A 14,212-nucleotide genomic window follows, 5' to 3' on the forward strand; every position below is an offset into this window, starting at 1 on the left:
GGTGCCCGTGGATTGTGCAAGCAGATGCTCACTCGCTGGTAAATATGGAACCCAAACGCTCCATGCGCTCCAGGGCCAAGCCACAACCGCGCACCACACAGGTGAGTGGGTCTTCGGCCACCAACACCGGCAAGCCCGTTTCTTCGGCCAGCAAGCGGTCCAGGTCGCGCAACAACGCGCCGCCGCCCGTGAGCATCATGCCGCGCTCGGCAATGTCTGCACCCAACTCAGGCGGGGTTTGCTCCAAGGCGTTTTTCACGGCAGACACAATGTTGTTGAGCGGATCGGTCAGTGCTTCCAAAATCTCATTGGACGAAATGGTGAAAGAGCGGGGCACACCTTCGGACAGATTGCGGCCCTTGACTTCCATTTCTTTGACTTCGCTGCCGGGAAAGGCCGAGCCAATTTGTTTTTTGATCGACTCTGCTGTGGGCTCGCCAATCAACATGCCGTAGTTGCGGCGGATGTAGTTGATGATGGCCTCGTCGAACTTGTCGCCACCCACGCGCACACTGCCTTTGTAGACCATGCCACCCAAGGAAATGACGCCCACCTCGGTGGTGCCGCCACCGATGTCGACCACCATCGAGCCCGAGGCGTCGGACACGGGCAAACCGGCGCCAATCGCCGCGGCCATGGGCTCTTCAATCAAGTACACCTCGGAAGCCCCAGCGCCCAAAGCAGACTCGCGAATCGCGCGGCGCTCCACTTGGGTCGAGCCACAGGGCACACAAATGATGATGCGTGGACTGGGGCGAAACAGCGACCGCGGGTGCACCATCTTGATGAACTGCTTGAGCATTTGCTCGGTGACCGTGAAATCGGCGATCACGCCGTCCTTCATGGGGCGGATGGCTTCGATGTTGCCGGGCACCTTGCCCAGCATGGCCTTGGCTTCGTGGCCCACGGCTTGTATGCTTTTCTTGCCTTGTGGGCCGCCTTCGTGGCGAATCGAGACCACCGACGGCTCGTCCAACACAATGCCTCGGTCGCGCACAAAAATAAGGGTGTTGGCGGTTCCCAAGTCGATTGCCAGATCGGTCGAAAAATACCGACGAAATGATCCAAACATGTCTGTCCTAACGGGGGCGCTCAATGCACCCTTGTGCGTTGCTTATCAATTCACCCGCAGGGCGCGGGTCACAAAGGCGAGATAATACCCTATCGCCCTGTCAACCAAGGCTTTTGCCACATTGGCAAAACACGGATTTGCCCAGCTGTTTGCCTACTTTTTGATCAATTCGCCATGTCTTTGACCTCCACCGACATTCAGCGCCTGGCGCATCTCTCCCGCCTTTCGTTTGACCCCCCTGCCAGCCAGCGCCTTCTGGCGGGCTTGAACGATTTCTTTGCCATCGTCGAGCAAATGCGCGAGGTTGACACCACCGGCGTGGTGCCCATGGCCCACCCCATCGACGCCATGCCCTTGGCCGATTTGGCCACCGCAGCCCCCAGCGCCTCCGATGGCATGGCTTTGCGCTTGCGCGACGATGTGGTGAGCGAGACCAACCAACGCGCAGCTAACCAACGCAGCGCACCAGCGGTTGAGCGCGGTCTGTTCTTGGTGCCGAAAGTGATCGAGTAAGCCATGAGTGATCTGCACACTTTGGGCGTGGCGCAACTCTCGGCGCTGTTGCAAAAGAAAGAGGTGAGCGCAGTTGAACTCGCCACCCGCATGCTCGCGCGTTTGGGCGGCAACCCACATAACGCTTTTTTGAGCGTGGACTCAGAAGTCACTTTGGCGCAAGCCAAGGCGGCAGACGCTCGCATTGCTGCGGGCGACACCTCGCCCCTGCTGGGTGTACCCATTGCCCACAAAGACATTTTTGTCACCACCGACTTTCCCACCACTGCCGGTTCGCGCATCTTGGAAGGCTACCGCTCGCCCTTCAACGCCACCGTGGTGCAGCGCTTGGCTGATGCAGGCATGGTGAACTTGGGCAAACTCAGTTGCGATGAATTCGCCATGGGCTCGGCCAACGAAAACGTGGCCGTTCCCTCGGCCAAACCCCAGGCCGTCACCAACCCGTGGGATGTGAGCCGCATCCCTGGGGGATCTTCAGGCGGCAGCGCCGCCGCCGTGGCGGCGTGCTTGACCCCTGCCGCCACCGGCACCGACACCGGCGGGTCGATTCGTCAACCCGCGGCGTTTTGCGGCGTCACCGGCATCAAACCCACCTATGGTCGGGCGTCTCGCTATGGCATGGTGGCGTTCGCGTCCAGCCTCGACCAAGCCGGCCCGATGGCCCGCAGCGCCGAAGATTGCGCGTTACTTTTGAGCGCGATGTGCGGTCCTGATCTGGATCGCGACTCGACATCGTTGGATGTGAAGGCGGAAAATTTTTCGCGCGACTTAAAGAAGCCATTGAAGGGCTTGCGCGTGGGTGTGCCGCACGAGTTTTTTGCAGATGGTTTGGCGGCCGATGTGCGTGGCCCCGTCGATGCAGCACTTGAAGGCCTGAAGAGACAAGGCGCCACCCTGGTGCCCATCGCTTTGCCGCGAACATCGCTGTCGATTCCCGTTTACTACATCATCGCTCCCGCCGAAGCGTCGAGCAACCTCAGTCGCTTTGACGGCGTGAAGTTCGGCCACCGCGCCAAAGACTTCACCGACCTCGCCGACATGTATGAAAAAACCCGCTCTGAGGGTTTTGGTGACGAGGTGAAACGCCGCATCATGATTGGCAGCTATGTGCTCTCGCACGGCTACTACGACGCCTACTATTTGCAAGCGCAAAAAATTCGCCGCATGATCGCAAATGACTTTCAAGCAGCCTTCCAGCAATGTGATGTGATCGCCGGCCCAGTCGCCCCCACCGTCGCATGGAAGTTGGGTGACAAGTCAGACGACCCATTGGCCAATTACTTGGCCGACATCTTCACCCTCCCCGCCTCACTGGCTGGGCTGCCCGGCATGAGCATACCCGTGGGCTTTGGCGACGCGGGCATGCCGGTGGGCATGCAGCTGATTGGCAACTATTTGCAAGAGGCCAAGTTGTTGAATGTGGCGCATCAATACCAATTGCACACCGACCATCATTTGAAAACACCCAGAGGTGCCGCATGAGTGCCCCACTCGTTCACGGCTACGAAGTTGTCATTGGCTTTGAGACCCACGCCCAACTCTCCACGCAAAGCAAAATTTTCAGCCGCGCCTCCACCGCTTTTGGCGCCGAGCCCAACACCCAAGCTTGCGCGGTGGATTTGGCCTTGCCTGGCACACTGCCAGTGATGAACAAGGGTGCGGTGGAACGCGCCATTCAGCTGGGCTTGGCGTTGGGTTCGCACATCGCCGAGCGCAGCATTTTTGCGCGTAAAAATTATTTCTACCCCGACCTGCCCAAGGGCTACCAAATCAGCCAGTTTGAAATTCCCGTGGTGCAAGGCGGTGAAGTGTCGTTCTTCATGGAGTTGGGCAAAGAGACGGTGCGCAAAACCGTGCGGTTGGTGCGGGCGCATTTGGAAGAGGATGCGGGCAAGTCTTTACACGAGGACTTTATTGGTCAATCAGGCATCGATTTAAACCGCGCTGGCACGCCGCTGTTGGAGATCGTCACCGAGCCCGACATGCGCAGCAGCACCGAGGCCGTGGCCTATGCCAAAGAGCTGCACAAAATCGTCACCTGGATTGGCATTTGCGACGGCAATATGCAAGAGGGTTCCTTCCGATGCGACGCCAATGTATCGGTGCGCAAACCCGGTGCACCTTTGGGCACGCGGCGTGAAATCAAAAATCTGAACAGCTTCAAGTTCATGCAGCAAGCCATCGACTACGAGGTGCGCTGGCAGATCGAGCAAATAGAAGACGGTCACGCCATCCAGCAAGCCACGGTGCTGTTCAACCCCGACACGGGCGAGACCCGCGCCATGCGCACCAAAGAAGACGCCGCCGATTACCGCTATTTCCCCGACCCTGACTTGCCCCCGCTGGTGATTGACCGCGACTGGGTGGAGCGTGTGAAAAGCGAGATGGCCGAATTGCCGCGTGTGATGGCCGAGCGTTTTGTCACGCAATACGGCTTGCCCGAGTACGACGCCACACAACTGACCCAAAGCAAGGCGATGGCGGCTTACTTTGAAGCCACCGCCAAGGCTTGCGGTCAGCCCAAGTTGGCGAGCAACTGGATCATGGGTGAGGTATCCAGGCGCTTAAATAGCGGCGAGGTGTCGTTTGAGGGCTTGCCGGTCAGCGCCGCACAGCTGGCCGCCTTGATTGGCCGCATCAGCGACAACACCATCAGCAACAACGCGGCCAAGCAGGTGTTCGATGCCTTGTGGAGCGAAAGTAAGGTAGTGGTTGGTGACAACATGCAAGATGTCACGCAGACCGCTTCCGTGATTGACAGCATCATCGAAGCCAAAGGCTTGAAACAAATCAACGACACCGGTGCACTAGAGGCCATCATCGACGAGGTTCTAGCTGCTAACCCCAAGAACGTCGAAGAGTTCAAAGCCGGTAACGCCAAAGCATTGAACGGTTTGGTCGGCCCCATCATGAAAGCCAGCAAGGGCAAGGCCAATCCGGCGCAGGTGAATGAGTTGCTCTTGAAGAAGCTTTCCTAAGGTTTGATACAAATTTTCTTGCCGATGAAGAGTAATCGGCATGAAAGTATGAAATAAATCTCTTGAATAAAGAATTCAAGAGGGTTTAGATTCATACAACTCATATTTGCCATGTCGTTACGAATCTCGGGCAACTATGTGTTTAGCAGTCCACTCGATGAGTGAATCTCTATCACGCTTACTCGACCCACACAGGACGCAAAGTTACTTAAACGGTGAGCGCCACTCGCGGTCACCTTACCTGATCCTGGCCAATTAAATAAGCAGGGATAGGCTTCTTGAACGATCAATGCCCCCCAACCCAGTTCTCCACCTTCAGCTTCGAATAGGCCGCGAAATCTGACACGTTGTTGGTGACCAGGGTGACGCCCAGGGCTAGGGCGTGTGCGGCGATCAATTTGTCCAGCGCATCGCGTTGTCTCTCGCGTGTGGCCAGCCTGGTAGGGCCATAGACAGCCGCGGCCGCACCATCAAATGGTGCGGCAGGCACCTCTTGCAAGAAGGCGTCCAAGGCTTTTCGGTTGCGTGCTCGTTGAGTGCCCGAACATGCAACGCCATATTCCAACTCGGCCTGTGTGATGGCGGAAATCACCACATCGCCGACATAACATTGTGCAAACCGTTCTGCCACCTCAGGTGGTTGGTGCTTCATGAGGTAGATGCAGATGTTGGTGTCGAGCATGTAACGAGGCATCACAGGGCCTCACGATCGGTTTGCTCCTGATTGCCCCTGTCTTCTGACATGAAGTTGGGAGAAAAGCTTGAAAGCACCTTCATGACATTGCCCATTCGGCGCTGTGCAGGGCGAATACGTAGCTCTTCACCCACGCGCTCAATCACCAGCTCCATGTCGCTGGTGGGAAACGCAAGTTCTGCAGGAATCCTAACGGCTTGTGAATTGCCGTTTTTGAACAATCGGGTGGTGGTCATGAAGGCCCCTGGTGTGTGCACACGTACATCCTATCAGATGTCGCGATTCGCTCAAACAGGGCGCGACAAGATGGCTGTTTCTGCGGCTTCGGTTCCCCGCTAAAGACGCTCTGTCCTCTGGTGAAAAACCTTGGGTTGCGTCTGCGCTTCACCGCGAACCTCTGGGCATAGAGCCCGCCCTAAGCCACCACCCCATACCGCTCGCGATAAGCCTGCACCTGTGCCAGATGCTCGGCCATGCCGGGGGTGGTTTGCCCCTGTAAATAACCCACCAGGTCATCCAGGGTGGCGATGGCGCAGACCTGCAAGCCCAATTGCTCGCGCACATATTGCACCGCGCTGTAGGGCACGTCTTGCACGCGGCCATCGGCTTGCACCTCGGTGGCCATTTCTTGGCGGTCCAAAGCGATAACCACGGCATGTGGCGTGGCGCCAGCGGCTTGGATCAGTGCGATGGATTCGCGCACGGCCGTGCCTGCGCTCATCACGTCGTCCACGATCAACACCCGACCCTTCAATGGCGCGCCGACCAAACTGCCGCCTTCGCCGTGGTCTTTGGCCTCTTTGCGGTTGTAGGCAAACGGCACGGTTTTGCCCAAACGCGCCAACTCCACCGCCACCGCAGCGCCCAAAGGGATTCCCTTGTAGGCCGGCCCAAATATCATGTCGAACGCCATGCCACTGTCGAGCAGCCGCTGTGCATAGCAAGCGGCCAAGTGGCCCAGCTTGGCGCCATCGTCAAACAAGCCGGCATTGAAGAAGTAAGGCGAGATGCGCCCGGCCTTGGTTTTGAAGCTGCCAAACTTGAGCACGCCACAATCCAGCGAGAATTGCACAAACGACTGGGCCAGCGCGGTGCTGGTCTGCGCACTTGTTGTCATGGGAAAAAACCTTGTTCAAACTGACCAGCCTCAATCTCAACGGCATCCGTTCTGCCACCACCAAGGGGGTTGAAGCCTGGCTTGAAAAAGCCAAACCCGATTGTATTTGTGTGCAAGAAGTCAAAGCCCAAGCCGCCGATGTGGTGGGCCAGTTCGACTCCTTGGCGGGTTTGAACGGCCACTTTCAATATGCCGAAAAAAAGGGCTACTCGGGCGTGGGCCTGTACACCCGCCACAGCCCCAGCACAGTGGTGGTGGGCTTTGACGGCGGCGAGTTCGACAGCGAAGGCCGCTATGTGGAGCTGCGCTTTGACACACCGCAACGCAAGTTCTCCATCATCAGCGCCTACTTCCCCAGCGGGTCTTCGGGACCTGAACGGCAAGAAGCCAAGTACCGGTTTTTGGATGCCATTGATCCGCATTTGGCGGCTCTGAAGAAAAAGCGTGAGTTTGTGCTGTGCGGTGACATCAACATCGCCCACCACAACATTGACCTCAAAAACTGGCGCAGCAACCAAAAAAACAGCGGCTTCTTGCCGGAGGAACGCGCTTGGATGACGCGCCTCACCACCGACGGCGGCTTGGTGGACGTGTACCGCCAACTGCACCCCGACACCACCGACGACTGCTACACCTGGTGGAGCAACCGCGGCCAAGCCTATGCCAACAACGTGGGTTGGCGTTTGGACTACCACTTGGCCACACCGGCCACGGCCGCATTGGCCCGCAGCGCCCACATCTACAAAGATGAAAAGTTCTCTGACCATGCGCCCCTGAGCATCGACTACGAGATGACCTGGTGATGCCGCCCAGCGTGGCCGTGATCGGCGCCGGGCCTGCGGGCCTGATGGCCGCAGAAGTGCTGAGCTTGGCCGGTGTGGCCGTGCATGTGTATGACGCCATGCCCAGTGTGGGGCGCAAGTTTTTGCTGGCGGGCAAAGGTGGGCTCAACATCACCCATGCCGAACCCTTGTCGCTGTTCACCGGGCGCTACGGCGAACGCGCCGACACCATCGCCCCTTGGCTGAACCACTTTGGCTCCGCCGAGTTGCGCCGATGGGTGCATGGCTTGGGCATCGACACCTTTGTCGGCAGCACGCAGCGGGTGTTTCCTGCTGACATGAAAGCCGCGCCTTTGCTGCGCGCTTGGTTACACCGCTTGCGCCACCCCGCCCAGGGCGTGCCCGTGAGCTTCCACATGCGCCACCGTTGGCTGGGTGACCTCCACCCCACCGACACAGGCTGGCAAATGCGTTTTGACACACCCCACGGCGAGCAAGTCGCCCAAGCCCAGGCCGTGGTGCTGGCCTTGGGCGGCGGCAGTTGGCCGCGCTTGGGGTCTGATGGCGCTTGGGTGCCGTGGCTCGCACAACAAGGTGTGGTCGTGGCCCCTTTGCAACCGAGCAATTGCGGTTTTGATGTGCGCGTGGGCGAGCGTTTGGGCTGGAGCCCGCATTTGCGCCAACACTTCGCCGGCCAGGTGCTGAAAAACGTGGGCTTGTCATTTGCAGTCGATGGCGCTGTGGTGTTTGATCGCGTGGGCGAAATGATCATCACAGAAGCTGGCATCGAGGGCAGCTTGGTTTATGCCGCATCCAGCCATTTGCGCGACGCCATCGCACGCCACGGCAGCGCCACCCTGCACCTGAACCTGCGCCCCGACTTCACGCCCGAGCGCATGCGCCAAGAGGTGGCGCACCCGCGCGGGTCGCGCACTCTCAGCAGCCATTTACATAGCCGTGTGGGCCTGACCAAATTGCACACCGCACTGCTGCACGAAGTGCTGGCCAAAGAAACCTTGAACAACCCTGCCCTGCTGGCCCAAGCCATTGGCCACTTGCCCATCACCCTGCATGCGCCACGTCCCATCGCTGAGGCCATCAGCAGCGCGGGCGGTGTGGGCTTTGCGTCATTGACCGATGCACTCATGCTGCGCGAACTGCCCGGCGTCTTTTGCGCCGGCGAAATGCTCGACTGGGAAGCCCCCACCGGCGGCTACTTGCTCACCGCCTGCTGGGCCAGTGGCCATGTGGCGGGGCAAGGGGTGTTGGGGTTTTTGCGGCACTAAGCCAAGTCGTCGCGTAATTTTCTGCGCAATATTTTTCCCATGCTGTTGCGCGGCAGTGCACTCACAAAATGGATCCCTTTGGGGACTTTGTATGGCGCCAAGGATGCACGGCAAAAGGCCGTTAAATCTGGTGCGGTGATGGTCAGGCCTGGTTTGGCAACGACAAACGCCTGGATGGCTTCGCCCCAATAGGGATCGGGCTTTCCAACCACCGCACATTCGGCCACCGATGGGTTGCTGAGCAACAACTCCTCCACCTCTCGGGGGTACACGTTTTCACCGCCGGTGATGATCATGTCATTCTTGCGGTCAACAATGTACAAATACCCCTCGTCGTCAATCTTGGCCAAGTCCCCGGTGATGAACCAGTCTCCCCTTTTGGCTTTTTCAGTGGCCTCGGGCAGGTTGTGATACCCCGCAAAACAATAGGGTGAGGCCACGGCCAATTCACCCACCGTATCGCTGCTGGCCACCTCACCGTTGTCGTTCCAAATTTGGATGTACGTGCCCGGCAAGCACTGGCCCACACAAGCAATTTTTCGCAATTGGTCTGCTGGCCTCAAGGCGGTGACGATATTCGTCTCAGTGGTTCCATAGCGTTCGAACAAAACGCCATCGCCAAAGTGGTCAATGATTTTTGACTTCATGCTTTGCGCCAGGGGTGCGGTACCCGAGATCAGCGCTTTGAGCGACGAGGTGTCATACGACCTGGCCTTGGCATCCCCAGAAAACAGCGCTGCAAAATGCGTTGGCACCATGTAAGTGCTGGTGGCACGCGTGCGCTCAATGGTGGACATCAAGCGCTCGATGTCAAATTTGGGCATGATTTCAACGGAGCCCCCAAAAAATATGGGCACCAAGGCCATCAAAAAACCCGCACCGTGAAACATGGGTGTTGTGGCGACGGCCCGATCATCGGGGCCATACGCCCCATGCTCAGAGGCCATGGCGTAACAAGCCAGCACGCGCCCCCGGTGCGACAGCATCACCCCCTTGGGCCTTCCTGTGGCGCCCGAGGTGTAGGGAATGGAAAAAATGTCGTTTTCCGTCACACCCACATCCAATATGGCGTTGGATGCGTTTTTCAGCAGCGCCTCATATTCATCGCCCATCACGATGACGCGTTCGACACAAGCGGGGATGCTGGCCATGGCCAAGTCCTTGAGGTCTGCGTCCACAAACAACACCCGTGCGCCGGCGTCTTCACACAAAAATCGCACCTCGGGCATCGCAGATGCCGGCCCAATGGTGGCCACAGCCACACCGGCCGACGACAAGCCGCAGACCAGCTCCATGTACTCCAGACGATTGCGCATCATCAAGGCAGCGCGGTCCCCATGGCGCAGCCCCCATCCAGCATGGGCCAGGTTCGAAACGCGGTCAATTCGGTCGATCAATTGCCGGTAGGTCAAGGATCTGGATGACTCTGTGATGGCCGTCTTGTGGGGTGTGCGCAAAGAAGATGCGCGAATGCCATCGGCAATCAAAATCGATTTGGATGCGCCGTTTCTGATGGGGGTTTGCATGTTCTGGTCTTTAAAAAATCGCAACGTCGTCAATTGACCCTTCACTGCCATCGCTTTCAATGCGCGGTCGGCTGGGCGTGGATGAACCCCAAAATCGCTTCGGCCTTGGCATTCTCATCGCCCGTCAAACGCAGTGCCTTGGCATCTGAACGAGCAGTCACGGCCTGCTCAAAACAGGGTTGAAACAGGTCTTTGTCGGCGCACATCATCAAACAGGCCTGATGCGTCTTGGCCAGGGCTTCGCCCATGGGATACGCCAAGGCTGCACGCCAAGCTGGCACAAAGGAAGACATTTGCTTGACCATTTCCCGCACCTCCAAATGCACCGCCTGGGGGTCCATGTGCAGCGCCCCTGTTTTTTGATGGGCGTGGTTTTTTTCAAACCAAGGCCACCACAAACCCATGTCACGGCGCATGTGCCAGATGCGAAGCAAATGCGTGCCATCCCATGTGGGTGACACGGGGTCAACACCTTCTAACCATTTGGGCGTCCATTGGGTGCGCTGATCTGGGGTCAGGCACATAGGCGCATCGAGGACCAAACTCTTGACACGGGTGGGCACCACATGGGCCAGTTCAACCGCCAACATGGCACCCGTGTTGTGCCCATACAGGTGAAACGCATCCACCCCCAAGGCCGCCAATATCTTCACACTGGTTTGTGCCCAATGGCCCACATCCTGCATTTCGCCGTCCATCGGATTGGATTCACCATGGCCTGGCAGGTCAAATGCCAGGACAGGGTGGTATTGACCCAAAGCACACAACAACCCGTCCAACAGCGCGGACGATCCGGGCGCGTGATGCAACAACACCAAGGGAGCTTGTTGATGGATGTTGCCCATGCTGCGCACCAATATCTGCGCGCCATCCAGGTCGATGTACTGCGTGGTTGTGCGCCCAGGTATGTCTGAGCAAACTGGCGCTATCGGCGCCACACCTTGGGGCACATGGCGCAGCAAAATCTCCAACTCCACAGGCATGGACGAGTGCTTGTCCCTGGGCAGCATGTGTGTCCACGAACCAGCAGGCATCATTTGGGGCGTGTGCCCCTGGCTGTCGCCCGGGCGCCCCGCGAAACACACCGGCACCTTCAAATCGGCACAGGCGTCCACGCCCCGATGCCGATAGGCTGTGGCATAACCAATCCGATAGCCATCACCCGCCTCGAGCATTTCGACGACACCGCGATGCAAAAAATGCACATCCGGCACATCGGTGTCTGCACGGTGTGCCGCGTCTTGCGCGTTCCAAGGCCAGAAAACATGTTGCTCCCGGTAGCGAAACCACAGCCAAAGCAAATGGCTGCCATCAAAGCTGGGAACTATCGGCGGAAGGTAAGTCGACAGCCTGCGCTCGCGCTCTTGCAGGGTATAGATGGGGAACCCATCAGATAACGCCATGGCGCAACGGTGGGGATGCCGGGCCGCAAACTCCACAGCGATTTGCGCACCCGTGTGCCGCCCATACACCGCCACCTGCGCAATGCCCAGGGCGTCCAAGGTGTCGGCCAATGCATCGGCCAAATCTTCTGTGGTGACCGTCTCGATCGGCAACAAATCAGACAAACCAAACCCCGGGGTATCGGTGGCGATCACGGTGAACTTTTGTCCGAAATACACCATGTGATCGCGCATCACCTTGGCAGAGCAAGCCGATGCGTGCAACAAAACCAGCACCGGCCCAGTCCCACAACGCAAATAATGGACGCGCCGGTTTTTCACCGTCACAAAGTGTTTTTGGATGTCGGCTGTCGTCACGGGTTGGATCCTCGATTCAAACCGAGAACCCCGGGGTTCAATGCCCCACGGGGGTCCAGGGCTGTCTTGATATGCCGCACCAGGCTTTGCGTGCCCGGCGTCAGACCCGAAAGGTACGGATAAAACCGGCCCATCTGGGCGTGCACGGCGTCATGTTCGCCCATGGTCTGGCGCAGTTGCTCGCGCACCTGCGCCACCAATGCTCGGGCTTTTTCATTCACTTCAAAGCTGGAAAACCGGTCTTGGTTGCGGGGTGACAAATGCGCCATGTGGACAGCGTCCAACTGGTCTTTCCAATAAAACATGGGTTCAATCGTGATGTACGCCCCCAAGGTGGAAATGATCCACGAGTAAAACACCCCCGCCGCTTGAAACTGGTCCTCATGGCTTTGGAGTTGGGCCACCAAATCGCGCATGCACGCCTGCGCCCGCGTGAGCGGCAATATGGCATGCACAGGCACCCAGCGCTCACCCTCTGGGCCCACCAAACCCCTGATGGAATAGGGTTTGGCCCGCATCGCTTTGGGAATCATGTTGTCGATCTCTTGTCCTTTGCCCTGGCACACGCCCCGGGCCAAGGCCATTTGCGATTCGGCCATCTCTGTTGTGGCCGCCTCAACCGTCAAATGCAGTGACCACTTGGCCCGTTGGAGTTCACCTCTGCCAAACGCCAATTGGGTCAGGTCTTTGATCGCCCCACCCAGCGACTTGGATTCACCGATCACCGCCCTGGCCACACCCAAGGCCTCCCCCACATCCACTTGGGTGGCCGATTTGGCTTTGAGCTGATCCATGGACAAAGCGCGGGTCACCAACTCCCGCTGGCGCAAGTGAATCAGCGCATCCAACATGTCCTCATGGGTGTCGAATTGAAAAGAGGCAAAGGCGGCCTCTCGCTCAACGGTGAGGCGAACCACCAATTCGGTTTTGATGCCAAAAGCACCGCAGTCGCCCAGGAAAAGTCCAGTCAGGTCAGGCCCTGCATAGCGGGCGAACGCATTGGCCCCGCTTTTGGCCGCCGACCCCGTGGTCACCACCGTGCCGTCTGCCAGCACCACCGTCAGCCCGATGAAGTGCTCCAAACCACCAGGCAGGTTTTGGGATGCGGCGCCCCCAATGGTGCTGTGGCTGCCAGAGATGGGGCTGATTTGTGCAGCACGCAAGCCAAGGGGTTTGAGGGCCTCGTAAAGCTCCAGCCAAGTGGTGCCCGCACCGACGATGGCGTACATGTCCTGCGCAAACACTTGTATTTGTTTAAAGCGCAAACAATCCACCACCACGGCCGCCGTCGCCGGCACCACGCCCGCGGTGTATGACAGGCCAGCACCACGCGGCACCACCGCCACATCGCTTTGGGCCAAGGCTTGCATCACTTGCGACATTTGTTCGGTGGACCCAGGGCGAATCACCGCTTGCGCTGCCACAGCATCAGGCCACACAAAGATGTCGGCGGCAGCAGCGGCGCAGCTCACGGGGTCGAGCAACAAATCGCCCTTGCCCACAATGGCGGCAAGCGCGTCTAAAAGCGCCGTGGGCAGTGGGTGGCTCATGGGAGTTTGAAAAGTTTCATGGCGTTGTCGCGAAGAATTTTCCGCAACGAATGTTCACGAAAATTTAAGTTGTCGATGTCGGACATGGCGCGCTCGGGGTCAATGACTTTCCAGTCGGTACCGAACAAAAACTTGTCTTGCCCATAGCTGTTGGCATAGTGAATCACGGCGGGCGGCCAGTGTTTGGGCGCATAAGCGTCCCCGGCCATGTACACATTGGGGTGCTTCCAGCACACCGAGATCATCTCGTCGGTCCATGGGTAACCCAGATGGATGCCAATCAAATTCAGCTCGGGGAAATGCATGGCCACCCGGTCCAGCGTCATGGGGCGCCCGACGTTTGGCAGCCTGCGGTCCTTTTGGTACACCAGGCAGTGCCCCACTTGCATCATGATGGGAATCTCCAATTCGGCGCACCTGGCGTAGTAGGGATACCAGACCGCACTGTCGGGTGCCTCGTCAAACCAATGTGGGTAAAAATGCGCACCCACAAAACCATATGTCTTGACCGCCACGTCCAACTCTTTCAAACCCGCAATGCCTCGGGTCGGGTCCAAGCCGGCCAAGCCAGAAAAACGATCGGGGTATTTGGCGCATATTTCGGCCACCCATTCATACGGAATTTCAGTCGAGCCGCGCACCCGCAAATCGCCACAGCGGGTGGCGATGAGCAATGAGCGCTCTATGCCTGCGCGATCCATTTTTTCCAGGTATTGCTCCATGGTCACGCCGTTGCTGTAAGCCGAGTTGAGCCTCACCTTGTCAATGAAGTTGGCGTCGGTGGGAATGCGGTTTTCTGCAATCGCCTCGGGCGTATAGATGTTGACCACGATGTCAATGGCCCCGTACCCCCTTTTGGTGTTTTCGGGTTTGAAGGGGTAGGCATGGGGCGCACTGGATTGAATGGGCGTGTTCATGGATGGGTTCCTGGTGT

General features: G+C 58.4%; 13 protein-coding genes. 5 read left to right on the forward strand and 8 right to left on the reverse strand.

Annotation, left to right across the window (positions count from 1 at the left end):
- Nucleotides 1-28: 28 nt before the first annotated feature.
- Nucleotides 29-1,072: a rod shape-determining protein gene (locus AC8GFZ_RS13135; protein ID WP_506645356.1), complete on the reverse strand. Its 1,044-nt coding sequence runs from the start codon at nt 1,070-1,072 to the stop codon at nt 29-31.
- 174 nt (nt 1,073-1,246) lie between these two features.
- On the opposite strand from AC8GFZ_RS13135, the gene gatC reads away from it, so the two are divergent.
- From gatC to gatB, 3 genes are read left to right on the forward strand one after another with little or no spacing between them, the layout of a single operon-like run.
- Nucleotides 1,247-1,585 carry an Asp-tRNA(Asn)/Glu-tRNA(Gln) amidotransferase subunit GatC gene (gatC, locus tag AC8GFZ_RS13140; protein WP_506645357.1) on the forward strand — a complete coding sequence of 113 codons (339 nt, stop codon included), beginning with the start codon at nt 1,247-1,249 and terminating at the stop codon, nt 1,583-1,585.
- Nucleotides 1,586-1,588: 3 nt separating this feature from the next.
- On the forward strand, nt 1,589-3,067 hold the full coding sequence (gene gatA, locus AC8GFZ_RS13145) for an Asp-tRNA(Asn)/Glu-tRNA(Gln) amidotransferase subunit GatA (RefSeq protein WP_506645358.1): 1,479 nt from the start codon (nt 1,589-1,591) through the stop codon (nt 3,065-3,067).
- Nucleotides 3,064-4,563 carry an Asp-tRNA(Asn)/Glu-tRNA(Gln) amidotransferase subunit GatB gene (gene gatB, locus AC8GFZ_RS13150; protein WP_506645359.1) on the forward strand — a complete coding sequence of 500 codons (1,500 nt, stop codon included), beginning with the start codon at nt 3,064-3,066 and terminating at the stop codon, nt 4,561-4,563. The genes gatA and gatB overlap by 4 nt, the downstream gene beginning before the upstream one ends.
- Before the next feature lie 286 nt (nt 4,564-4,849).
- Here gatB and AC8GFZ_RS13155 read toward each other — a convergent pair whose 3' ends face one another.
- The 3 genes from AC8GFZ_RS13155 to pyrE all read right to left on the reverse strand — a co-directional run bounded on the left by AC8GFZ_RS13155 (nt 4,850) and on the right by pyrE (nt 6,374).
- The gene (locus AC8GFZ_RS13155; protein ID WP_506645360.1) at nt 4,850-5,257 is read right to left on the reverse strand and encodes a type II toxin-antitoxin system VapC family toxin; all 408 of its coding nucleotides are present in this window, start codon (nt 5,255-5,257) and stop codon (nt 4,850-4,852) included.
- The gene (locus AC8GFZ_RS13160; protein WP_506645361.1) at nt 5,257-5,493 is read right to left on the reverse strand and encodes an antitoxin; all 237 of its coding nucleotides are present in this window, start codon (nt 5,491-5,493) and stop codon (nt 5,257-5,259) included. The genes AC8GFZ_RS13155 and AC8GFZ_RS13160 overlap by 1 nt, the downstream gene beginning before the upstream one ends.
- Nucleotides 5,494-5,672: 179 nt before the next feature.
- Nucleotides 5,673-6,374: an orotate phosphoribosyltransferase gene (pyrE, locus tag AC8GFZ_RS13165; protein ID WP_506645362.1), complete on the reverse strand. Its 702-nt coding sequence runs from the start codon at nt 6,372-6,374 to the stop codon at nt 5,673-5,675.
- Nucleotides 6,375-6,385: 11 nt separating this feature from the next.
- Here pyrE and AC8GFZ_RS13170 point away from each other — a divergent pair, with 11 nt between their 5' ends.
- A complete protein-coding gene (locus AC8GFZ_RS13170) occupies nt 6,386-7,177 on the forward strand; it encodes an exodeoxyribonuclease III (protein ID WP_506645363.1) in 792 nt (263 codons plus the stop codon).
- A complete protein-coding gene (locus AC8GFZ_RS13175) occupies nt 7,177-8,442 on the forward strand; it encodes a TIGR03862 family flavoprotein (protein ID WP_506645523.1) in 1,266 nt (421 codons plus the stop codon). The genes AC8GFZ_RS13170 and AC8GFZ_RS13175 overlap by 1 nt, the downstream gene beginning before the upstream one ends.
- Here the strand turns inward: AC8GFZ_RS13175 and AC8GFZ_RS13180 are convergent.
- Genes AC8GFZ_RS13180 through AC8GFZ_RS13195 form a run of 4 tightly spaced genes read right to left on the reverse strand, consistent with a single transcriptional unit; the run spans nt 8,439 to nt 14,195 of the window.
- Nucleotides 8,439-9,968 (reverse strand): class I adenylate-forming enzyme family protein, encoded by a 1,530-nt coding sequence (locus AC8GFZ_RS13180; RefSeq protein ID WP_506645364.1) that lies wholly within the window; start codon nt 9,966-9,968, stop codon nt 8,439-8,441. The genes AC8GFZ_RS13175 and AC8GFZ_RS13180 overlap by 4 nt on opposite strands.
- A gap of 56 nt (nt 9,969-10,024) precedes the next feature.
- The gene (locus tag AC8GFZ_RS13185; RefSeq protein ID WP_506645365.1) at nt 10,025-11,728 is read right to left on the reverse strand and encodes an alpha/beta hydrolase; all 1,704 of its coding nucleotides are present in this window, start codon (nt 11,726-11,728) and stop codon (nt 10,025-10,027) included.
- The gene (locus AC8GFZ_RS13190; RefSeq protein ID WP_506645366.1) at nt 11,725-13,278 is read right to left on the reverse strand and encodes an FAD-binding oxidoreductase; all 1,554 of its coding nucleotides are present in this window, start codon (nt 13,276-13,278) and stop codon (nt 11,725-11,727) included. Before AC8GFZ_RS13190 ends, AC8GFZ_RS13185 begins: the two co-directional genes overlap by 4 nt.
- Nucleotides 13,275-14,195 carry an amidohydrolase family protein gene (locus AC8GFZ_RS13195; RefSeq protein WP_506645367.1) on the reverse strand — a complete coding sequence of 307 codons (921 nt, stop codon included), beginning with the start codon at nt 14,193-14,195 and terminating at the stop codon, nt 13,275-13,277. Before AC8GFZ_RS13195 ends, AC8GFZ_RS13190 begins: the two co-directional genes overlap by 4 nt.
- Nucleotides 14,196-14,212 lie beyond the last annotated feature (17 nt).

The sequence above is a fragment of the Limnohabitans rimovensis (SeqCode) genome, assembly GCF_965234775.1.
GTDB classification, from domain to species: Bacteria; Pseudomonadota; Gammaproteobacteria; order Burkholderiales; family Burkholderiaceae_C; genus Limnohabitans; species Limnohabitans rimovensis.

Coding starts and splice junctions, on each gene's coding strand:
- AC8GFZ_RS13155 (WP_506645360.1), bottom strand. CDS start 5,257: ATGCCTCGTTACATGCTCGACACCAACATCTGCATCTACCTCATGAAG.
- gatA (WP_506645358.1), top strand. CDS start 1,589: ATGAGTGATCTGCACACTTTGGGCGTGGCGCAACTCTCGGCGCTGTTG.
- gatB (WP_506645359.1), top strand. CDS start 3,064: ATGAGTGCCCCACTCGTTCACGGCTACGAAGTTGTCATTGGCTTTGAG.
- gatC (WP_506645357.1), top strand. CDS start 1,247: ATGTCTTTGACCTCCACCGACATTCAGCGCCTGGCGCATCTCTCCCGC.
- AC8GFZ_RS13160 (WP_506645361.1), bottom strand. CDS start 5,493: ATGACCACCACCCGATTGTTCAAAAACGGCAATTCACAAGCCGTTAGG.
- AC8GFZ_RS13180 (WP_506645364.1), bottom strand. CDS start 9,968: ATGCAAACCCCCATCAGAAACGGCGCATCCAAATCGATTTTGATTGCC.
- AC8GFZ_RS13190 (WP_506645366.1), bottom strand. CDS start 13,278: ATGAGCCACCCACTGCCCACGGCGCTTTTAGACGCGCTTGCCGCCATT.
- pyrE (WP_506645362.1), bottom strand. CDS start 6,374: ATGACAACAAGTGCGCAGACCAGCACCGCGCTGGCCCAGTCGTTTGTG.
- AC8GFZ_RS13135 (WP_506645356.1), bottom strand. CDS start 1,072: ATGTTTGGATCATTTCGTCGGTATTTTTCGACCGATCTGGCAATCGAC.
- AC8GFZ_RS13175 (WP_506645523.1), top strand. CDS start 7,177: ATGCCGCCCAGCGTGGCCGTGATCGGCGCCGGGCCTGCGGGCCTGATG.
- AC8GFZ_RS13195 (WP_506645367.1), bottom strand. CDS start 14,195: ATGAACACGCCCATTCAATCCAGTGCGCCCCATGCCTACCCCTTCAAA.